Consider the following 20,625-nt stretch of genomic DNA (forward strand, 5'->3'; position numbering starts at 1 on the left):
AGCGGTGCAGCGCCGCGAACAAAGAAGAATGGAGACAAGCATGGTCACCGAAGAGAACGACGGCGCCGCGGCTCGCGGCCCGCAAGAACAGTATTTTTCCAGCCTGGCGCAAGGCCGGTTCCTGATCCAGCGCTGCGCATCTTGCGGCGCGCACCAGTTTTTCCCCCGAGTCCTGTGCATGCATTGCGGCGCCACCGAGCTGGAGTGGACCTCGCCGGCCGGCACGGGCACGGTCTATTCCTACAGCGTCGTGCGCCGCAAGCCGGAGGTCGGCGGCGACTACAACGTGGCGCTGATCGATCTGGAGGAAGGCGTGCGCTTGATGAGCCGGGTCGACGATATTGCGCTGGATCGCCTGCGCATCGGCTTGCCGGTACGTGCGCGGGTGCGGCGCGACGACGGCCAGGTGGCGATGCTGGTGTTCACGCCCGCGGAGGACGCATGATGACGCTGGAGTCGTTGCGTGGCCAGGTCGCGATAGCCGGGGTGGGGCATGCGGGCCTGGGCGAAGCCCATGGGTATACCGAGATGGAGGTACTGGCGCAGGCGGCGACGCGGGCGGTGGCCGATGCGGGCCTGTCGATGCGGGATATCGACGGCCTGGCGACATGCAGTTCGTCGGCCACCATGTGGAGCATGCCCGTGGCGGAGTACCTGGGGCTGCGGCCGCGCTATATCGAAGCCTCAATGTTGGGCGGTTCCAGCTTTGTGTCGCACTTGCTGCCGTCCGTGATGGCGCTGGCTTCGGGGCAGTGCGACGCAGTGCTGGTGTGCTACGGCAGTACCCAGAAGACCGCCGTCTTCGGCCGCAAGGAGGGCGTCAAGGCGCGGGCCTTGCTCGATCCGCAGCCTTTCGAGCATCCGTATTCGCCAATGCAGCCGGTCACGTCCTACGCCTTGGCAGCCGCCCGCCATATGTATCAGTACGGCACCACGCGGGAACAACTGGCCGAGGTGGCCGTCGCCGCCAGGGCCTGGGCCAGGCTGAATCCCGAAGCCGCGATGCGCGAACCGCTGTCGATCGAGGACGTGTTGCGGTCGCGTCCGGTCTCGGACCCCTTGACGGTGCGCGACTGTTGCCTGGTAAGCGACGGCGGCGGCGCGTATGTGATGGTGCGCGCCGATCGCGCCCGCCATTTGAAGCAGGCGCCCGTCTACGTGCTGGGCAGCGCCACGGCTGTCTGGAACCGGCAGATCTCGTCCATGGAGGACCTGACCGTCACCGCTGCGGCGGAATCGGGCAAGCGGGCGTTGGCCATGGCGGGCCTGGGCATCGCCGACGTGGACGTGGCCGAACTCTATGATGCCTTCACCATCAATACGCTGCTGTTCCTGGAGGACCTGGGCTTTTGCAAGAAAGGCGAGGCCGGTGCCTTCGTGCAGGGAGGCGGCATTGCCCCTGGCGGGCGGCTGCCCGTCAATACCAATGGCGGCGGACTATCCTGCGTGCATCCTGGCATGTACGGCATCTTCCTGGTGATCGAAGCCGTGCGCCAGCTGCGCGCCCAGGCGGGAGAGCGCCAGGTTCCCGGGGCCGATATCGCGCTGGTGCATGGCAACGGCGGCACGTTGTCCAGCCAATCGACCGCCATTCTTGGCGGCCCGGCCACGCGTTGAGCGGGCCGCCTTCATCATAGGCAGGGAGAAAGAGCCCATGCTGGACAAGACAGTCAATACGCTGGAGGCCGCGGTGGCGGGCGTGCCGGATGGCGCGGTGATCCTGATCGGCGGCTTCGGCGCCTCGGGCGTGCCGACGGAGCTGGTGTGCGCGCTGCTGGACCAGGGCGCGCGTGAACTCACCATTGTCAACAACAACGCCGGCAATGGCCCGAGGGGCCTGAGCCAGCTGGTGGAAGCGGGACGCGTGCGCAAGATGATCTGTTCCTTCGCGCGTTCCTCCGACCGCAAGAACCCGAATGCGGCGGCTTTCGCGGACGCCTACCGCGCCGGGAGAATCGAGCTGGAGTGCGTGCCCCAGGGCACCATGGCCGAGCGCATGCGCGCCGCGGGCGCCGGGCTGGGACCGTTTTTCACGCCCACCGCCTACGGCACGCCGCTGGCGGCCGGCAAGGAGACGCGCGTCATAGATGGCGTGGGCTATGTGCTGGAAGCGCCTTTGAAAGGGGACTATGCCTTCGTCAAGGCCCGCGTTGCGGACCGTTGGGGCAACCTGATGTACCGCTACGCGGGCCGCAATTTTTCCCCGGTCATGTGCATGGCCGCCGCCACCACGGTGGCGCAGGTCGACGACATCGTGGACCTGGGCGGCATTGCGCCCGAGCACGTCATGACGCCGGGCATCTTCGTCAAGCGGGTGGTGCGGACAGGAGCGGGCCATGGCATTTGAAAAACTCACGCGGCAGCAGATCGCGCGGCTGGTCGCGGCCGATATCGAGGATGGCGCCTACGTCAATCTGGGCATCGGCATCCCCACGCTGGTGTCGGCGTTTCTACCGCCCGGCCGCGACGTGATCCTGCATACCGAGAACGGCATTGTGGGCATGGGGCCGGGCGACGCCGAGGCGCCGCTGGACCTGGATCTGATCAACGCCAGCAAAGAGCCTGTCACCCTGCTGCCGGGAGCGTCCATCACCGATCACGTGGTGTCGTTCGCCATGATGCGTGGCGGCCATCTGGATTTGACGGTGCTGGGGGCATTTCAGGTGTCGGAGCGGGGCGATCTGGCCAACTGGGACACGGGCGCGCCGGGCACGATACCCGCCGTGGGCGGCGCGATGGACCTGGTGGCGGGCGCCCGGCAGGTCTACATCACCATGGAACACGTCACCAAGGACGGCCAGCCCAAGATAGTCCGCGAATGCTCCTATCCGCTGACGGGCACAGGGGTGGTGGATCGCATCTATTCCGATCTGGCGATCATCGACGTTTCGCCTGCCGGGCTGTCGGTGAGGGCGATGGTGGCGGGCCTGGATTTCGAGGTCTTGCAGGGACTGACCGGATGCCCGCTGAGGCTGGCCGCTGATTGCCGGACGCTGACGGTCAGATAGGCATTTCTCCGGATTCTCGCCATGTTGACACCGGGACTTTTCAATATATAGAATGTTCTTACAGAAAGAATAAATGTTCTGTCTATAAGAACAAAAAAGAAAGCGGAGAGACAATGGAACCAGTTGCCAAACCTGCCGATGGCGCGCGGCTGGCGCAGCGCTTCAGTGCTCGCGCGCTGTCGTTTTCGCGCCAGCGCCAGGTCGATATGAATCTGCTGCTGCGCTTCGGGGCCAGCCCCGTGCTGGTGGGCGTGCGCGGCGGGCGGGTGGTAGCGGCCGCCGCGCCCGCCACACCCATGCCGTCCTGCGATTTTTCCTTGAGCGCGTCCGCGGATGCCTGGTCGCGCTTCTGGCAGCCGGTGCCGCCGGCAGGCTGGCATGACCTCTTCGCGCTCAGCAAGCGGCGCGAGCTGACCATCGAAGGCAACCTCCAGCCGCTGATGGCGCATCTGCAATTCATCAAGGACCTGCTGGCCACGGGCCGGGAGACGCAAGCATGAGCGCCGCTCTGGAACCCATCGTCGGCCGTTATGTGTCGTTGAACATCGCCGGCAGGAGCAACCGTGTCTACTTCGAAGAGGCGGGCGAGGGCATACCGCTGGTCTGCTTGCATACGGCGGGCGCGGACAGCCGGCAATACCGTCACATGATGTGCGATCCCGACATCACCTCGCGTTACCGGGTCATCGCGTTCGACCTGCCATGGCATGGCAAGTCCTATCCCCCCGAAGGTTGGCAGGACGAGGAATACCGGCTTTCCACTGAACTCTACGTGGCAACCATACTCGCCTTTTGCGACGCGCTGGCGCTGCCGCGGCCCGCCCTGATTGGCTGCTCGATAGGCGGTCGCATCGTGCTGCAGCTTGCCCACCAACATGCCGAGCGCTTTCGCGCGCTGATCGGCGTTGAAGCCGCGGACTTTCAGGAGCCGTGGTACGACACCGCCTGGCTGCACCGCGGCGACGTGCATGGCGGCGAGGTTTGCGCCGCCCTGGTGTCCGGTCTGGTTGCGCCGCAATCGCCGGCCGTGCATCGGCACGAAACGCTCTGGCAATACATGCAAGGCGGGCCAGGCGTATTCCGCGGGGACCTGTACTTCTATCGCGTCGACGCGGACCTGCGGGGAAAGCTCGAAGGCATCCGCACCGATCTGTGTCCGCTCTATCTGCTGACGGGGGAATACGACTTCTCCTGCACGCCCGAAGACACCTTGCGCACGGCCGCTGGCATCCCCGGTGCGCAGGTCGCCGTGATGCGCGAATTGGGACATTTCCCGATGAGCGAAAACCCGCGGCAGTTCCGTCGCTACGTGCTGCCGGTGCTTGACGCCATCGCCCGCCTGTAGAGCGGGCGCAACAGACGGGCAGGCACTGCCCGCGTACTCACAGGAGACATCATGCGTTATCCGATCATTCTGGCTGGCCTCGTTGCCTTGGGGGCCGCGTCCGCGGCACAGGCCCAGGAGACCCTGAAACTGGGCGCGCTGGTTACGCTGTCCGGCGCCGGGGCCGCGTGGGGGCAAGGCATGAAGAACGCCGCCGAGGTCGCGGCGGACCAGGTCAATGAGGCCGGCGGCCTGGACGTCGGTGGCAAGAAGTATCGGGTGCAGGTTGTCGCCTACGATGACAAGTACCAGGCCAACGAGGCCGTGACCGTCGCCAATCGCTTGGTATTCGAGGACAAGGTCCGCTACATCGTCGGGCCCGTCGGTTCGGCGCCCGTGCTTGCCATCCAGCCGATTACGGAGAAGAACAAGGTCATTCTGCTGACGCTGGGCTTTACCGCCAAGGCGTTGGCCGCGGACAAGCCCTATACCTTCCGCCCCAACGTCACCACCGCCGAGGTTTCGCAGCCGCAGATAGACTGGCTGGTCAAGTCGCAGGGGCTACGCAAGGTGGGGGCCTTGTTTCCCAATGATGAAACCGGGCAGCAGATCGCCCTCGATCTGGAGGCCGCCTACAAGAAGGCGGGCGCGGCGCTGTCCGCCAAGGAATTCTTCGAACGCGACCGAGTGGATTTCGTGCCGCTGCTGACCCGCATGATGGCTCGCGGCATCGACGCCATCGAGCTGGATGGCAATTCGCCCGCCACCGCGGGTCTCATCGTCAAGCAGGCGCGCGAACTCGGTTTCGAGGGGCGCATCGTGCGCACGGGCGGACCGGCCACGCAGGAAATCGTGAACGTGGCGGGCAAACAGGCGGCCGAAGGCATGCTGGTGCATACGCCGATCGACCCGCAACTGGCCGCCACCAAGGCCTACGCGGACCGCTATGCGGCCAAGTACAAGCATCCGATGAACGGCTTCAGCCCGGCTTTCTACGATGGCACGCAGATGCTGTTCGAGGCCATGCGCCGCGCAGGCAGCGTGGAAGACACCGAGCGCGTCCGTGTCGAATTGGAAAAGCTCGATGGCTTCGAGGGTGCGCTGGGAAAACTGAGCTGGACTGGGCGGGCCATGTACGGGATCGATCACCAGCTCAACGCGCCGTTCTACGTAGCCGAGGTCAAGGACGGCCTCGAGGTGATCCGCGCGCGCTGCACCGTGGCGGAGTGCCGCTAGCGCGGCCCGGGGGGAGCGCGACGTGGATTGGAGCATTTTGCTGGCGCAGGCCACGGTCAACGGCTTGATCGTGGGGCTGCTGTATCTGTTGATGGCCGTGGGTTTCACGCTGGTGTTCGGCGTGATGCGGATGGTGAACTTCGCTCATGGCGAGTTCTACATGCTGGGGGCATTCGGCGCGTACTACCTGACGACCCAGGCGGGCTTCTCGTTCCTGCCGGCCGTGGCGCTGACCTTCGTGTTTGCGGTGGCCGGCGGCGCGGCGCTGGAATGGGGCGTGCTGAAGCCGTTTCGCCGCGATGAACTCAACGGCATGATCGCGACCATCGGGCTGGCGATGATCCTGCAGAACCTGGCGCTGATGTTCTTCGGCCCGGATCCGCTTTCCATGCCGGCCGTGGCGCGGGGCACGGTGCGCCTGGACAAGCTGGTCGTGCCGCTGTCGCGCGTCTACGTCGTCGCTTTCGCCTTGTTGGCGCTGGCGCTGCTGTATGGGTTCCTGCGTTATTCACGGCCGGGACGGGCGCTGCGCGCGGTGGTGGAGGATTTCGAAATCGCGGCGATCCAGGGCATACGCTCGCGCATGTATTACCCCCTGGGTTTCGGCTTGGGCGTAGGGCTGGCGGCGGTGGCGGGCGCGTTGATGGCGCCCTTGTTCTCGGTGTCGCCGTTCGTGGGCGCAACGCCGTTGCTCAAGGCGTTCATCGTGGTGATCCTGGGTGGGCTGGGCAGCATCCCGGGCGCGGCGGTCGCCGGACTGGCGCTGGGGCTGGCGGAGAGCTACGGCAGCCTGCTGTTTGAAAGCAGCACGGCGGACATGCTCATCTTCGCCGTGGTCATCGTGATGCTGGTGGTACGGCCCAAGGGGCTGCTAGGCCGCGGGGAGGCATAGGCCATGACAGAACTATCGCTTGAATCCGGCTTGCCGCGGCCCGCGCCGTTGCGTTGGCTGCTGTGGGCCATGCTGGCCGCGGTGGCGGCGGCGCCCTGGTTCGCCGGGCCCTTTGTTCAGCATCTGGCGGTGCTGACCTGCCTGAACGTGCTCATCGTCAACGGTCTGGCGCTGATCTCGCGTTGCGGCCAGCTGTCGCTGGGACATGCCGCTTTTGTCGCCATAGGCGCCTATGGTTCGGTGCTGGCGGGACGCTACCTGGGTTGGAGCTTTTTGCCCGCCGCGTTGGCGGGAATCGCCTTGACGGCGTTGGTTGCGCTGGCTCTCGGAGCGGTGATCCTGCGGCTCAAAGGCGTGTATTTCGTGCTGGTCACTTTCGCGTTTGGCGAGCTGCTGCGCCTGATCCTGCTCGACGGTTCATCGTGGTCGGGCGGTGCCAATGGCATCGCCGGGATCGAGCCTGCCGCGTTGGCGGGCCTGGTGTTCGACTCTCGCGCGCGTTTCTACGGATTGGCGCTGTGCGCTGCGCTGGGCTCGGTGGCACTGCTGAGCGCCTTGGCGCGACGGCCATTCGGACATGCCATCGACGCCGTGGCCGACAACCCGGCACTGGCCGAATCCACCGGCCTGAGCGTGCGCCGCATCCAGCTATGCGCTTTCATTGCCGGCTGCGCCCTGGCTGCGGCAGGAGGCTCGTTGCTGGCGCGCTATGTCGGCTACGTGTCGCCGGAATCCTTCAACGCCAGCATTTCCATCGGCTTCATCATCATGCTGGTCATCGGCGGGCGACGTTCGGTGTGGGGAGGCCTGATCGGCGCCATGGTGTTGACGCCGCTGCCTGAGCTGTTTCGTGGCGCGGTGCAGACGCAGCATATTTTTTACGGCGCGGCGTTGATCCTCATCCTGCGCTTTCTGCCCGCGGGCCTGGCCAGCTTGCCGGGGCCCTGGCAGGCGCGTCGCCGCAAGGAGTCCCAATGAACCAAGCGCTGCTGCAAGTGCAGGGCCTGTCGCGCAGTTTCGGCGGCCTGGCCGCCCTGAGGGAGCTGAGCTTTTCCGTCTCTCAGGGCGAGATCGTCGGGTTGATCGGTCCTAATGGGGCGGGCAAGACCACGGCGTTCAACGTCATCAGCGGCACCATGCCGCCGACCTCCGGTAGTGTGCGGTTCGATGGCCGCGATATCGCTGGCGGTCCACCCAGCCGAGTGGTCGTGCAAGGGCTGGCACGCACGTTCCAGTCCACCTCGACTTATCCGGACGTCTCGGTGGCCGAGAACATCCGCCGCGGCATGCTGGCGCGCGCGCGGCAATCATGGTTGCGCCGCTTGGCAGGGCGCAGCCACGACCTGCTTACCGACACGCAGATCGCACAGGAGGTCAACCGGCTGTTGAGCCTGCTGGACCTGCAGGCCTGGCGCGATGCGCCGGCTGGGGCGCTGGCCTATGGCTTGCAGAAGAAGTTGGGGATCGCCGTGGCGCTGGCTTGCCGCCCGCGCATGCTGCTGCTGGATGAGCCAGCCGCCGGGCTGAATCACGAGGAATGCAACGAGTTGGGAAGGCTGTTGCGCCGCCTGCAGTCGGAAGAGGGGTTGACCATGCTGCTGGTGGAGCACCATATGGCGCTGGTCATGGAACTCTGCCACCGCATCGTGGTGCTGGTCCAGGGCGAGAAGATCGCCGAAGGCGCGCCGCAGGCCATCCGCGAAAATCCCGCCGTCATTGAAGCCTATCTGGGAGCGCCCGATTATGCCCATGCTTGAAGTCCAGGATATGAGCGTGCGCTACGGCCAGTTGGAGGCCGTGCGCGGTGTCAGCTTTGCGGTGGAGACGGGCCAGATCGTGGCGCTGGTCGGTTCCAACGGCGCGGGCAAAAGTTCGACCTTGAAGGCGCTCATCGGGTTGGCGCCGGTTGCTGGCGGCCGCATTCTCCTCGATGGCCGGGATCTGGCGCGGCAAGGCTCTGCCGCCCGTGTCGCCGCCGGCCTGTCGTTGTCGCCCGAAGGACGCCGCCTGTTCGGGCGCATGAGCGTGTTGGACAACCTGATGGCGGGTGCGCATGCGGTGCGTTCGCGCCCGGCAATACGTCGCCGGCTGGACGAAATCTATGCTCTGTTTCCCAGAGTGCGGGAGCGGCGTTCGCAACTGGCGGGGTCGTTGTCGGGCGGAGAGCAGCAGATGGTCGCCATCGGGCGGGCGCTGATGGCGCAGCCGCGGCTGTTGATGTTGGATGAACCCTCGTTGGGCATCGCGCCCAAGATCGTGGCGGAGATCGCCGGCGCCATCGAGCGCATCAACCGGGACAGCGGCATTGCCATCGTTCTGGTGGAGCAGAACGCCCGCCTGGCGCTGCGCCTGGCTCACCAGGCGCACGCATTCGAGCATGGCGTCGTGGTGCGCAGCGGCAAGGGGTCCGAACTGCTGGAGGATCCGTTCGTGCAGAAAGCCTATTTGGGAGTTTGATATGGGCGATCCAAGGCGGGATGTGCTGCCGGAATACGAGGTGTACGCCATCCGCTACGCGCGCATGCCGCGTCGGCGGCGCGACAATTTTCTGGGTGGCGACCCCCACGACGCCGACATGCCGATGGACTTCTTCGTCTGGCTGGTGCGTGGCGCCGGACGCGTCGTGCTGGTCGACACCGGATTCAATGCCGAGACGGCGCATAAGCGCCGCCGCGAGCTGATCCATTGTCCGATAGCGGCCTTGGCGCCGCTGGGCGTGCGGCCCGAGGACGTTCAGCACGTGGTCCTGACCCATCTGCATTACGACCATGCCGGCAATCTGGATCGTTTGCCGCGGGCGCGTTTCCATGTGCAGGATGGCGAAATGGACTACGCGACCGGCCGCTGCATGTGCTTTGAACCGTTGCGGCATGCCTATGCCGTCGAGGACGTGGTCAGCCTGGTCCGGCATGTCTACGAGGACAGGGTCGTATTCCACGATGGCGATTCAGCGCTGTTGCCCGGCATCGGGCTGCTGAAGATCGGCGGCCATACCAAGGGCTTGCAGGCCGTGCGGGTGCACACCGCGAGAGGCTGGGTGGTGCTGGCATCGGATGCCAGCCACTACTACGAGAACATGGACGCGGGCCGCCCTTTTCCCATCGTCTACAACACGGCGGAGATGTTGTCGGGATACGCCAGGCTGGTCGGGGCCGCGCAATCGGAGGAACACGTCGTTCCGGGCCATGATCCTCAGGTGCTGGAGCGCTATCCTTCCTGGCAGGGTTCGCCGCATGTGGCGGCGCTGCATCTGCCGCCACGGGCGGACTGATTCCAGCCCTGATCCCGCCCGTGGCGTGAGCCGCGAGCCTCAATGACGGCCGGTTTGCTCCGCGTAATCCATATACAGCTTGTGTGCGCGGCGGGCCATGGGGCCGTATTCGAGCTTGCGGTCTTCCACGCGGTTCACGTGCACCACCTTGCCGTAGTTGCCGGACGAGAATACTTCGTCGGCTTCCTCGATGTCGGCGCGGGTCAGGCTGCGTTCCTGCACGTCGACGCCGTCGGCCTTCAGCAGCGCCAGCACGCGGCGGCGCGTGATGCCATTCAGGAAGGTGCCGTTGTCGGCCGGCGTGGACACCACGCCGTTCTTGGCGATCCACAGGTTGCTGGTGGCGAACTCGGCGATGTTGCCCGCGCCGTCCAGCATGATGGCGTTGTCGAAACCCTTCTCGGCGGCTTCGCGGATAGCGCGCTGGCCGTTGGGGTACAGGCAGGACGCCTTGGCGTCGGTGGGCGCCATGTTGGGCCAGGAACGCGCAAAGCTGGAGAAGCAGGCGGAGAAGCCCTGGTCGCCCGGCATCGGCACCTTGAACACGTGCAGCACGAACTGGGTCTTGTCGGCGTCCGGCAGCAGGAAGCCGTCGGCGCAATAGAACATGGGCTTGATGTAGAGTTCGCTGCCCTGCGGGAACTTCGCCACCGCCTGCAGGCAGAGCTTTTGGATCTCTTCCCAGCCGATCTGGGGCTTCATTAGCATTTTTTCGGCCGAGCGCACCACGCGTTGGCAGTGCAGATCCAGGTCGGGCGTCAGGCCGCGGAATGCGCGCGCGCCGTCGAACACCATGCTGGCCATCCAGAAGGCGTGGTCGGCGGGGCCGAGCAGTTTGGGGTTTTCAGTGGTCCAGTGACCGTTGTGCCAGAACAAGGCATCCATGGTTGTCTTCCTTCACTTGAATTGGGGTGGCGCTATCGGCGCGCCGAAACGTCAGGATACATGAGGCGGCTGCCGGCTTCCCGGCATCATTCGCGCGCCAGCGCCGCTTGCACGCGGTCAGCTGCCTGGGCCGGCATCCATTGCCGCCAGACCGGGCCGTATTGCTTGAGGAAATAGCGCGCGGCGTCCTCGGGTTCCTTGCCTTCGTTTTCCAGCCAGCCCAGGGTGGCGTCGATGGCGTCGCCGGGTACCGTCAGCTTGCCCAGGAATTCGGCGATCTGCGGCGCCTGTTTCGCGAACTCGGCATTCACGCCCGTGACGACGGGGTTGGGTTTGAACTCGGTGGGCACGGGATTCGCGCATTTGGGATCGGTCATGCAGGTGTAGGCGGCCTGGTCGAACGCGGGCAGTTCCAGCTTCACCAGATCCAGCGCGCCGACCAGCGAAGTGGGCGTCCAGTAGTAGAAAACGATGTCGCGCTTGCGCTTGTAGGCGGACACGATGGCGGCTTTCTGCGCAGCGCCGGAGCCGGGCGCGAACATCGCATAGTCCTTTTCAAGCTTCAAGGCGCGCAGCAGGTTCTCGTTCAGGGTGCCGCAGGCCCATCCCGCCGGACAACCGTAGATCCGGCCGCGGCCGGGTTCCTCCGGATCGGCGAAGACGTCCTTGAAGCGTGCCAGGTCGGTTGCCGACTTCAAGCCGGGATGACGTTCGACGGTGTAGCGGGGCACGTACCAGCCTTCGCCGGCGTCGTAGACGTGGCCCACGCCCAGCACCTTGCCGCTGGCCAGGGCCTTCTTCCATGCGCCCTCGATCTGGCCGGGCCACACTTCCGGGGTGACGTCGACGTCACCGCGTTGCAGCGCCGCCAGCATGGGCAGGGTTTCGCCGATTTCGACCGTGGTCTTGCAGCCGTAGCCGTGTTCCAGCACGTAGCGTTCGATGCCGGCCAGCACCAGGTTGGATTCCCAGTTCAGGCCGCTGAAGCGGACCGGCCGTTTGACTTCGCATACCGGCGCGGCGGCATCCGCGGCTTGCGCAGTCGGGGGAAGAAGGGCGGCGGCCAGCGCCAGGGCGCCAAGGACGGGGGCGAGCGGATGCGGTTTGCGCATGGTCAGGCACCTGTTTGGTTGGGTGCCGTTCATTGTACGGGCGGCAGCGGCCTCGCCAAATGAAACGGGGCCGCATAACGCGGCCCCGTGCTTGCGTTGCCAGGATCAGGCGCGGGCGGCGCGCCGGCGATCGATGAAGGCGCCGACCTCGCCCACGATGCCGCGGCGGAAGGCCAGCACGCAGATCACGAAGATCAGGCCGATCACGATGGTGACCGATTCGCCCAGGCGCAGGAACCAGTCCACGCCGGTCAGGTTGGCCATCATCTGGCCGAAGTCGCCCACCTTGTTTTCCATCAGCACCACGATGAAGGCGCCGAGGATGGGACCGGTCAAGGTGCCGAGTCCGCCGATCAGCGTCATCAGGATGACCAGGCCGGACATCTGCCAGGTGGCATCGGACAAGGTGGCCGACACGAAGACCAGGGTCTTGGTGGCGCCCGCCAGGCCGGCCAGCGCTGCCGACAGCACGAAGGCCAGCAGCTTGAAGCGGTCGACGTCGTAGCCCAGCGAGATGGCGCGCGGTTCGTTTTCGCGCAGCGCCTGCAGCACCTGGCCGAAGGGCGAGTTCACCGTGCGCCAGATGATGAAGTAGCCAATGATGAAGATGGCCATCACCACGTAGTACAGGTTCAGGTCCTTGGACAGGTCGATCAGCCCGAACAGGGTGCCGCGCGGCACGCTCTGCAGGCCGTCCTCGCCGCCGGTGAACTTCGCCTGGAGGAAGAAGAAGAACACCATCTGCGACAGGGCCAGGGTGATCATGGCGAAATAGATGCCGCTGCGGCGGATAGCGATGGCGCCCATCGCCAGACCCAGCAGCCCCGCCACGGCCACGCCGAACAGCAGGCCGATCTCGGTGGGGAAGCCCCACACCTTGAGCGCGTGGCCGGTGGCGTAGGCCGCGCTGCCCAGGAAGGCGGCGTGGCCGAACGACAGCAGCCCGGTGAAACCCAGCAGCAGGTTGAATGCGCAGGCGAAGAGCGCGTAGCACATGATCTTCATGGCGAAGATCGGATAGACCCCGATGAAGGGAAGAATGGCCACCACGATGGCCAGTACCGCATAGCCCAGGAATTGACGATTCATTTTTCTTTTCCGAACAGCCCGGCCGGGCGGATCAACAGAACGATGGCCATGATGATGAACACGACCGTGCTGGAGGCCTCGGGCCAGAACACCTTGGTCAGTCCTTCGATCACGCCCAGGCCCAGACCGGTCACGATGGCGCCCATGATGGACCCCATGCCACCGATCACGACCACGGCGAACACGACGATGATGAGGTTGGAGCCCATCAGCGGAGAAATCTGCAGCACGGGCGCGGCCAGCACGCCGGCAAAGCCCGCCAGCGCCACCCCGAAGCCATAGGTCAGGGTGATCATGCGCGGCACGTTCACGCCGAAGGCCTCGACCAGGCGGGGGTTTTCGGTGCCGGCGCGCAGCAGGGCGCCAAGGCGGGTGCGTTCGATGACGAACCAGGTTGCCAGACACACTGTCAGGGAGGCTGCCACGACCCAGCCGCGGTAATTCGGCAGGATCATGAAGCCCAGGTTGGTGGCGCCGCGCAGCGCGTCAGGCGTGGGGTAGGGCTGACCCGAGACGCCGTAGAAGCTGCGGAACAGGCCTTCTATCAGCAGCGTCAGGCCGAAGGTCAGCAGCAGCCCGTACAGGTGATCCAGCTTGTACAGGTGCCGCAGCAACAGCTTTTCTATGATGATGCCGAACAGCCCGACGACCAGCGGCGCCAGGATCAGCATGACCCAATAGTTCAACCCCAGGTACGACAGCCCCATCCAGGCGATGAACGCGCCCAGCATGTAGAGCGCGCCGTGCGCGAAGTTGATGACGTTCAGCAGCCCGAAGATGACGGCCAGCCCGAGCGACAGCATGGCGTAGAAGGAGCCGTTGACCAGGCCTAGCAATAGCTGGCCGAACAAGGCCTGTATGGGGATGCCGAAAATGTCAGTCATCTTATGAAAATCCTGCGCGTACGGAGGGAAGCGAGCTAATCAAAACGCGGCCCGGCCAAAACGCGGCCCGGCGCATAGGTTCGCCGAGTCGCGTCTGGGGGCACGTGGGCTGGATTACTTCTTGACCAGCTTGCAGGTGGACTCGGACAACTTGGTGTAGACCTCGTCGCCAGGCAGCGTCGCCACGACCTTGTAGTAGTCCCACGGGGCCTTGGATTCGGCCGGCGTCTTGACCTGCATCAGATACATGTCGTGGATCATGCGGCCGTCTTCGCGCACGTAACCGCCTTGCGCGAAGAAGTCGTTGACCTTGTTCGACTTCATCCACTTCATGACGGCGTCGCCGTCGTCCGTGCCGGTGGCCTTGATGGCGTTCAGGTAGAAAGCCGTGGCCGAATAGTCGCCAGCCTGCAGCATGGAAGGCTTGCGGCCGACCTTGGCTTCGAACTTCTTGGACCAGGCGCGCGAGGCGTCGGATTGGTCCCAGTACCAGCCGTCGGTCAGGTACATGCCTTGCGTGGCTTGCAGGCCCAGCGCGTGGACGTCGTTGATGAAGACCAGCAGGCCGGCCATCTTCATGGTCTTGGTCACGCCGAATTCATTGGCGGCCTTGATCGAGTTGATGGTGTCGCCGCCCGCGTTGGCCAGGCCCAGGATCTGCGCCTTGGAGGCTTGCGCCTGCAGCAGGAAGGACGAGAAGTCCGAGGCGCCCAGCGGCGCCCGCACCTGGCCCTTGACCTCGCCGCCCGCGGCCTTGACCACGGCCATGGTGTCGCGCTCCAGCGCGTGGCCGAAGGCATAGTCGGCGGTCAGGAAGAACCAGCTCTTACCGCCGTCTTTCACCACGGCGGAACCGGTGCCGCGCGCCAGGGCGACAGTGTCGTAGGCGTAGTGCACGGTATAGGGCGAACACTGGGCGTTGGTCAGGTCCGACGCGCCCGCGCCGATCGCCATGAAGGGCTTCTTCTTCGCGGCGGCCACGCCGGCCATGGCCAGGCTGGTCGACGAGTTGGTGCCGGCGATGATGACGTCCACCTTCTGCTCGTCGAACCATTCGCGCACGCGCGCCGAGGCAACGTCGGCCTTGTTCTGGTGGTCCGCGGAGACGACTTCGATCTTCTTGCCGTTGATCGAACCGCCGGCGTCCTCGATCGCCATGCGCACGGCTTCCAGACCGGCCTTGCCGTCGATGTCCGAATACACGCCGGACATGTCAGTGATGAAGCCGATGCGGATGACATCGTCGGAGATACCTTGCGCGTGGGCGGGTGCCCCAGCAAATCCCAGGCCCGCCATGGCCAGTGCAGCAGTGATGGTGTGCAGCTTCATGGGATGACTCCTCTCTTCCCTACGGTGTAGTGTTGCCGGAATTCCGGCGGATGACACAGGTTCTAGACGCCCAGCAGTTCGTTGAGCGTGTCCTGTTTTTCTGAAAGTTCTGCGGCTTCGAAGTGCTCGACGATCTGGCCGTGCTCCATGACGTAGAAGCGGTCGGCCAAGGGCGCTGCGAAGCGGAAGTTCTGCTCCACCATGACGATGGTGTAGCCGCGCTGCTTCAGCGCCGTGATCATGCGAGCCAGCGCCTGCACGATGACAGGGGCGAGGCCTTCGGAGATTTCGTCGAGCAGCAGCAGGTTGGCGCCGGTGCGCAGGATGCGCGCCACGGCCAGCATTTGCTGTTCGCCGCCAGACAGGCGCGTGCCGGGAGAATTCCGGCGCTCCTGCAGATTGGGGAACATGTCGTAGATTTCGGCCAGCGACATGCCGCCGCCCAGCGAACCGACGACCGGAGGCAGCAGCAGGTTTTCTTCGCAGGACAGGCTGGCGAAGATGCCGCGTTCCTCGGGGCAATAGCCCACGCCCAGATGGGCGATCTTGTAGGTGGGCAGGTCGATGGCTTCGGTGCCATGGATGCGTACCGAACCCTTGCGCGATCCCGTCAGGCCCAGGATGGCCCGCAGGGTGGTGGTGCGCCCGGCGCCGTTGCGTCCGAGCAGCGTGACCACTTCGCCTTGTCCAACGCGCATATCCACGCCGTGCAGGATATGCGATTCCCCGTACCAGGCCTGCAGGTCCGAAATTTCCAGTGCCGGGGTGCTCATGCGTGCGCTCCTTGAAGTTCGCCCTCGGTGGTGCCCATGTAAGCCTGCATCACGGCCGGATGGCGGGAGACTTCGGCGTACGATCCTTCGGCCAGCACGCTGCCGCGCGCCAGCACAGTAATGGTGTTGGCGATGGAGGACACGACATTCATGTTGTGTTCCACCATCAGGATGGTGCGTCCGGCGCTGACGCGCTTGATCAGTTGCGTGACGCGGTCCACGTCCTCGTGGCCCATGCCCTGCGTGGGCTCGTCAAGCAGCATCAGTTCGGGTTCCATCGCCAGCGTGGTGGCGATTTCAAGCGCGCGTTTGCGGCCATAGGGCAGGTTGACGGTGGTTTCGTTGGCGAAGGCGCCCAGGTCCACTTGTTCCAGCAGGTCGCGCGCCGGCTGATTCAGCACGGCGAGCTGCTTGTCGCTTTTCCAGAAATGGAACGACAGGCCGGTCCTGCGCTGCAGCCCGATGCGCACGTTCTCCAGCACGGTCAGGTGCGGGAACACCGCCGAGATCTGGAATGAACGGATCACGCCGCGGCGCGCGATCTGTGCGGGGCGTTCGCCGGTAATGTCGATACCGTTGAACTTGATGCTTCCCGACGTGGGAGAAAGAAACTTGGTAAGCAGGTTGAAGCAAGTGGTCTTGCCCGCGCCGTTCGGCCCGATCAAGGCATGAATCTCGCCCCGCTTGATACGCAAATCGACCCCATTGACCGCGACGAATCCGCGGAATTCCTTGGTGAGGCCTTTTGTCTCCAGGATCGTGTCGTCCATGTTCGCTGCACCGGCGTTGTATTTATTTCGGTCTCCACCTGCCGTCGTTGCGCCAGGTCCCCGCAGGGTCCGGAAAACTGTTCAGGAAATCGCAGTTTTCTTCTGAGTTGCCGGCGAGTATGCGCACCTATTTATCAAAATTCCATGAGGGTTTGTCATAGGTTTTGCAGTGCGGAATGGGCAATTGTCGGCAGGCTGACAATGCTTGCGCCACAAGGGAATAGAGGCTTTCCATAATGGAAACGCAATGCAGCAAATACGCGTTGATCGTCATCAACGCGTCATGGATTTATTGGCGAGGGAAAACCCGGTTTGCGGCGCGCCGAATGCCGCGCCGGCGCATAAGCTTGTGCGCGATCAGGCGGGTGTTTTCTGCTTGAATTCGCAGAGATCGGAAATGCCGCATTGAGGGCATTTGGGTTTGCGCGCCACGCAGACGTAGCGGCCCAGCAGGATCAGCCAGTGGTGAGCGTCCTGCATGTATTCGCGCGGCACGAACTTTTCGAGTTTCTGTTCGACTTCCAGCACGTTCTTGCCGGGCGCGATGCCGGTGCGGTTCGATACGCGGAAGATGTGCGTGTCCACGGCCATCGTGGGTTGTCCGAACGCCGTGTTGAGCACCACGTTGGCGGTCTTGCGCCCCACGCCGGGCAGGGCTTCGAGCGCTTCGCGCGTCTGCGGCACTTCGCCGCCGTGCTGCTCGATCAGGATCTTGCAGGTGGCGATGGTGTTCTTCGCCTTGGTGCGGTACAGGCCGATGGTCTTGATGTAATCCGCCAGGCCTTCTTCGCCCAGGGCCAGCAGGGCTTGCGGCGTGCCGTAGGCGGGGAAGAACTTGCGCGTGGCGATGTTGACCGATTTGTCGGTCGCCTGCGCCGACAGCAGCACGGCGATCAGCAGCTGGAACGGCGTGTCGTATTCGAGCTCGGTGGTCGGATGCGGGTTGGCGGCCTGCAGGCGGGCGAAGATCTCTCGGCGTTTGGCGGCGTTCATGATTGCGTGGGGTTGCGGCGGGCCCGGGCGCGGGCCAGCGCGGATTCAATGGCGGAACGCTTGCGGTCCTCGTTGCGCGCCTCGTCGGCGGCGGGAGCGCTGGGCGCGGCAGCCGGTTCGGGCGCCATCAGGCGCGCGTTGTCGGCGGCCAGGCGTTCGGTGCGCGCCAGATGGCTGCGGTGGCGCTGGCGGCTGATCGTGGCGTCTTGCGCGCTCCAGGCGCGGCCGGCCGGCACCATCTGGATGCAGTCGACCGGACAGGGCGCCACGCACAGGTCGCAGCCGGTGCACCAGTCGGCCAGCACGGTGTGCATGTGCTTGTTGGCGCCGACGATGGCATCCACGGGACAGGCCTGGATGCACAGCGTACAGCCGATGCAGTGCGCTTCGTCGATGCGCGCGACCAGCAGCGGGCCGGGTTCGCCGCGGGTGGCGTCCAACGGCAGGATGGGGGTATCAAGCAGGACCGCCAGCGCGGCGATACCGTCATCGCCTCCGGGCGGGCAGCGGTTGATCGGAGCGGAGCCGTCCGCGATGGCGTCGGCGTAGGGCCGGCAGCCGTCGTACCCGCACTTGGTGCATTGCGTCTGGGGCAGCAAGGCATCGATGCGGTCGGCTAATGAGCGACAGGACATGAATGTGTAGAAGAAATCGTGGGACGGGGGGAGGGCGTGCAAGACAGGAACCAGGGGCTCCAAATGCGAATCGCGCGCAACCGTTCAGACAGCAGTGATATTTCTAGCCACCGCTGTTTGAAGGGTTGCGCGCGTCGGAGGTCCGGATTCTAGGCCGGCTTGACTCGCGCTACACCCATCCTACGCAGATTGCCGGATGAACTCGGCAATTTTAGGACAGATCATTTCGCGCCAGCGGCGGCCCGAGAAAATGCCGTAGTGGCCGCAATTGGGCGCCGTGTAATGCGTCTTGCGCTCGGCCGGAATGTTCTTGCACAGCTTGATGGCGGCGCGAGTCTGGCCCTGGCCCGAGATGTCGTCCAGTTCGCCTTCGATGGTGAGCAGGGCGACCTTCTTGATGTCAGCCGGCCGCACCAGCTTGCCGTCCACTTCCCAGGTGCCGTTGGGCAGCTGGAATTCCTGGAACACCATGCGGATCGTGTCCAGGTAGAACTCGGCCGGCATGTCCAGCACGGCGTTGTATTCGTCGTAGAAGCGGCGGTGCGCTTCGGCGTCGCTGTCGTCGCCGCGCAGCAGGTCCAGGTAGAAGTCGTAATGCGACTTCATGTGGCGGTCGGGGTTCATGGCCATGAACCCCGCGTGCTGCAGGAAACCCGGGTAGACCTTGCGGCCAGCGCCCGGATAGCGGGGCGGCACCGGATGGATGACCTGGTTCTCGAACCAGCTGTAGGGCTTGGTCGTAGCCAGGCGGTTGACCTGCGTGGGCGACTGGCGCGGGTCGATGGGGCCGCCCATCATCACCATGCTGCGCGGCTGACAGGGATCGTTGGCGGAGGCCATCAGCGAGACGGCGGCCAGCACCGGCACCGTGGGCTGGCACACGGAAATCACGTGGACGTCCGGACCCAGGTGGCGGATGAAGTCCTGCACGTAGCGCACGTAGTCGTTCAGATGGAACGGACCGGCCGACAGCGGCACCATGCGGGCGTCGACCCAGTCGGTGACGTAGACGTCGTGGGCCGGCAGCAGGGCGCGCACGGTGTCGCGCAACAGGGTGGCGTGGTGGCCGGACAGCGGCGCGACCAGCAGGACCTTGGGATCGTCGCGGCCCGTGTGGCGGACATCGCGCTGGAAATGCAGCAGGCGGCAGAACGGCTTGTCCATGGCCACGCCTTCGATGACGCGGACGGACTTGCCGTTGATTTCGGTGGTGGGCAGGTTCCAGGCAGGCTTCTGGTATTCCTTGCCGATGCGGGTCATCAGCTCATACCCGGCTGCCATCTGGCGCGAAATCGGGGTATAGGCGAGAGGGCTGTAGGGGCTGGAAAACAGCTGGGAACCGGCGTCCGTGAATGCAGCGAACGGAGTCAGGAAGGCGCGCTGCATTTCGTGCAATTGATACAGCATTTGAGAAAAGTCCTTCTGGGTCGTGCGTGTGTCCCGATTATTGCTCCGGGCACTAACGATATTTCTAAACAGCCTGAAGAAACGCCGACAAAAAAAGCAAATCTGTTGCTAAAAAGCGACCCGACTACCCATTGGGCACCAGTTTAGGGCGCTTTTTACACCCGGAAGCCATATCAAAGGGAGGATTTATGCACTAAGTCGGACGGAGAGAACTACCAGTAGTTTTCTACCGCCAGATTGCCGGGAATGCCGCGGCGTCCAGGCTTGAAGCCGCGTTCGCCCAGCAGCTTGCGGGCGTCGGCCAGCATGTCGGGGTTGCCGCAAAGCATGATCTTGGCCTGCTCGGGATCCAGCGGCTGGCCGGCCAACTGCTCAAGGCGGCCGTCGGCGATCAGCGTGGTCAGGCGTTCCTGCGGCATGCCGGGCAGGGCTTCGCGGGTGGCGATGGGCAGGTAGACGAGTTTCCGCGGATCCGCCGCGAAAAACTCGGCCAGGGCCGGCTGGTTGCGCCAGGATTCGATTTCGGTGCGGTAGGCGAGCTCCGCGGCGGTGCGCACCCCGTGCACCAGGATGATGCGGCGGTAGGCCCGCCAAACTGCCGGGTCGCGCAGGATCGACAGATAGGCAGACAGGCCGGTGCCCGAAGCCAATAGCCAGAGATCGCCGCCGGGCGCGAAGCGCTCCAGGGTCAGAAACCCGTAGGGCGTCTTCTCCACATACAGGGAGTCGCCGGGCTGCAGCCGCGCCATGCGTGGACTGAACAGGCCTTCGGGGACCACGATGGAATAGAACTCCAGCCAGGGTTCGTGCGGCGCCGACACCATGGAATAGGCGCGCCACAACGTGGGTTCGCCTTCCGAGGCGCCGGCTTCCGGCAGACCGACCCGGGCGAACTGGCCCGGCTGGAACGTATACGCGTCGTCGCGCGTCACGCGCACGGAGAACAGCTTGTCAGGCACCCAGGTATGGACGTGGGTAACGGTCTGGCGCGTGTATTTGGAGTCGTCGGTCATCGGT

23 protein-coding genes are annotated in these 20,625 nt (G+C 64.9%); 12 read left to right on the forward strand and 11 right to left on the reverse strand.

The window, feature by feature from the left end; translation table 11 throughout:
* Positions 1-40 precede the first annotated feature (40 nt).
* From ACM1PE_RS03265 to ACM1PE_RS03320, 12 genes are all read left to right on the forward strand, one after another.
* Complete coding sequence (locus ACM1PE_RS03265) at positions 41-445, forward strand: Zn-ribbon domain-containing OB-fold protein (protein WP_419342547.1); 405 nt, start codon at positions 41-43, stop codon at positions 443-445.
* Positions 445-1,617 carry a thiolase gene (locus ACM1PE_RS03270; protein ID WP_059375343.1) on the forward strand — a complete coding sequence of 391 codons (1,173 nt, stop codon included), beginning with the start codon at positions 445-447 and terminating at the stop codon, positions 1,615-1,617. The genes ACM1PE_RS03265 and ACM1PE_RS03270 overlap by 1 nt, the downstream gene beginning before the upstream one ends.
* A gap of 37 nt (positions 1,618-1,654) precedes the next feature.
* Positions 1,655-2,347, forward strand: coding sequence for a 3-oxoacid CoA-transferase subunit A (locus ACM1PE_RS03275; RefSeq protein ID WP_059374858.1), 693 nt, complete (start codon positions 1,655-1,657; stop codon positions 2,345-2,347).
* Complete coding sequence (locus tag ACM1PE_RS03280; protein WP_251877421.1) at positions 2,337-3,008, forward strand: 3-oxoacid CoA-transferase subunit B; 672 nt, start codon at positions 2,337-2,339, stop codon at positions 3,006-3,008. Before ACM1PE_RS03275 ends, ACM1PE_RS03280 begins: the two co-directional genes overlap by 11 nt.
* A 113-nt stretch (positions 3,009-3,121) precedes the next feature.
* Positions 3,122-3,508, forward strand: coding sequence for a hypothetical protein (locus tag ACM1PE_RS03285; RefSeq protein ID WP_059374855.1), 387 nt, complete (start codon positions 3,122-3,124; stop codon positions 3,506-3,508).
* Positions 3,505-4,353 (forward strand): alpha/beta fold hydrolase, encoded by an 849-nt coding sequence (locus ACM1PE_RS03290; RefSeq protein ID WP_059374853.1) that lies wholly within the window; start codon positions 3,505-3,507, stop codon positions 4,351-4,353. The genes ACM1PE_RS03285 and ACM1PE_RS03290 overlap by 4 nt, the downstream gene beginning before the upstream one ends.
* Positions 4,354-4,404: 51 nt before the next feature.
* Positions 4,405-5,568 (forward strand): ABC transporter substrate-binding protein, encoded by a 1,164-nt coding sequence (locus ACM1PE_RS03295; protein ID WP_059374851.1) that lies wholly within the window; start codon positions 4,405-4,407, stop codon positions 5,566-5,568.
* Between the two features lie 22 nt (positions 5,569-5,590).
* Entirely contained in the window at positions 5,591-6,460 is an 870-nt protein-coding gene (locus tag ACM1PE_RS03300; protein ID WP_059374849.1) for a branched-chain amino acid ABC transporter permease, read from the forward strand.
* Positions 6,461-6,463: 3 nt separating this feature from the next.
* Positions 6,464-7,438: a branched-chain amino acid ABC transporter permease gene (locus tag ACM1PE_RS03305; RefSeq protein WP_059374846.1), complete on the forward strand. Its 975-nt coding sequence runs from the start codon at positions 6,464-6,466 to the stop codon at positions 7,436-7,438.
* Positions 7,435-8,217, forward strand: a complete 783-nt coding sequence (locus tag ACM1PE_RS03310) for an ABC transporter ATP-binding protein (RefSeq protein WP_280015310.1) — start codon at positions 7,435-7,437, stop codon at positions 8,215-8,217. Before ACM1PE_RS03305 ends, ACM1PE_RS03310 begins: the two co-directional genes overlap by 4 nt.
* Positions 8,204-8,917 (forward strand): ABC transporter ATP-binding protein, encoded by a 714-nt coding sequence (locus tag ACM1PE_RS03315; protein WP_059374842.1) that lies wholly within the window; start codon positions 8,204-8,206, stop codon positions 8,915-8,917. The genes ACM1PE_RS03310 and ACM1PE_RS03315 overlap by 14 nt, the downstream gene beginning before the upstream one ends.
* Before the next feature lies 1 nt (position 8,918).
* Positions 8,919-9,731 (forward strand): N-acyl homoserine lactonase family protein, encoded by an 813-nt coding sequence (locus tag ACM1PE_RS03320; protein ID WP_059374840.1) that lies wholly within the window; start codon positions 8,919-8,921, stop codon positions 9,729-9,731.
* A gap of 39 nt (positions 9,732-9,770) precedes the next feature.
* On the opposite strand, the gene ACM1PE_RS03325 is transcribed toward ACM1PE_RS03320, so the two are convergent.
* The 11 genes from ACM1PE_RS03325 to ACM1PE_RS03375 all read right to left on the reverse strand — a co-directional run bounded on the left by ACM1PE_RS03325 (position 9,771) and on the right by ACM1PE_RS03375 (position 20,621).
* Positions 9,771-10,616 (reverse strand): branched-chain amino acid aminotransferase, encoded by an 846-nt coding sequence (locus ACM1PE_RS03325; RefSeq protein ID WP_118931856.1) that lies wholly within the window; start codon positions 10,614-10,616, stop codon positions 9,771-9,773.
* Between the two features lie 86 nt (positions 10,617-10,702).
* On the reverse strand, positions 10,703-11,728 hold the full coding sequence (locus ACM1PE_RS03330) for an ABC transporter substrate-binding protein (RefSeq protein ID WP_419342548.1): 1,026 nt from the start codon (positions 11,726-11,728) through the stop codon (positions 10,703-10,705).
* A 105-nt stretch (positions 11,729-11,833) separates the two neighbouring features.
* Positions 11,834-12,817 carry a branched-chain amino acid ABC transporter permease gene (locus tag ACM1PE_RS03335; protein WP_059374833.1) on the reverse strand — a complete coding sequence of 328 codons (984 nt, stop codon included), beginning with the start codon at positions 12,815-12,817 and terminating at the stop codon, positions 11,834-11,836.
* Entirely contained in the window at positions 12,814-13,701 is an 888-nt protein-coding gene (locus ACM1PE_RS03340) for a branched-chain amino acid ABC transporter permease (RefSeq protein ID WP_059374831.1), read from the reverse strand. Before ACM1PE_RS03340 ends, ACM1PE_RS03335 begins: the two co-directional genes overlap by 4 nt.
* A 114-nt stretch (positions 13,702-13,815) precedes the next feature.
* Positions 13,816-15,030 carry an ABC transporter substrate-binding protein gene (locus ACM1PE_RS03345; RefSeq protein ID WP_059374829.1) on the reverse strand — a complete coding sequence of 405 codons (1,215 nt, stop codon included), beginning with the start codon at positions 15,028-15,030 and terminating at the stop codon, positions 13,816-13,818.
* A 62-nt stretch (positions 15,031-15,092) separates the two neighbouring features.
* Positions 15,093-15,803: an ABC transporter ATP-binding protein gene (locus tag ACM1PE_RS03350; RefSeq protein WP_419342549.1), complete on the reverse strand. Its 711-nt coding sequence runs from the start codon at positions 15,801-15,803 to the stop codon at positions 15,093-15,095.
* Positions 15,800-16,573 carry an ABC transporter ATP-binding protein gene (locus ACM1PE_RS03355; RefSeq protein WP_059374827.1) on the reverse strand — a complete coding sequence of 258 codons (774 nt, stop codon included), beginning with the start codon at positions 16,571-16,573 and terminating at the stop codon, positions 15,800-15,802. The genes ACM1PE_RS03350 and ACM1PE_RS03355 overlap by 4 nt, the downstream gene beginning before the upstream one ends.
* Before the next feature lie 357 nt (positions 16,574-16,930).
* Complete coding sequence (nth, locus tag ACM1PE_RS03360; RefSeq protein ID WP_054450563.1) at positions 16,931-17,566, reverse strand: endonuclease III; 636 nt, start codon at positions 17,564-17,566, stop codon at positions 16,931-16,933.
* Positions 17,563-18,201 (reverse strand): electron transport complex subunit RsxB, encoded by a 639-nt coding sequence (gene rsxB / locus ACM1PE_RS03365; RefSeq protein WP_419342550.1) that lies wholly within the window; start codon positions 18,199-18,201, stop codon positions 17,563-17,565. Before rsxB ends, nth begins: the two co-directional genes overlap by 4 nt.
* A 180-nt stretch (positions 18,202-18,381) precedes the next feature.
* A complete protein-coding gene (locus ACM1PE_RS03370; protein ID WP_059374822.1) occupies positions 18,382-19,608 on the reverse strand; it encodes a polyhydroxyalkanoate depolymerase in 1,227 nt (408 codons plus the stop codon).
* 212 nt (positions 19,609-19,820) lie between these two features.
* The gene (locus tag ACM1PE_RS03375) at positions 19,821-20,621 is read right to left on the reverse strand and encodes a ferredoxin--NADP reductase (RefSeq protein WP_059374819.1); all 801 of its coding nucleotides are present in this window, start codon (positions 20,619-20,621) and stop codon (positions 19,821-19,823) included.
* Positions 20,622-20,625: the final 4 nt, after the last annotated feature.

It is taken from the genome of Achromobacter sp. PD1, assembly GCF_048541815.1.
Classification (GTDB): domain Bacteria; phylum Pseudomonadota; class Gammaproteobacteria; order Burkholderiales; family Burkholderiaceae_B; genus Achromobacter; species Achromobacter bronchisepticus_A.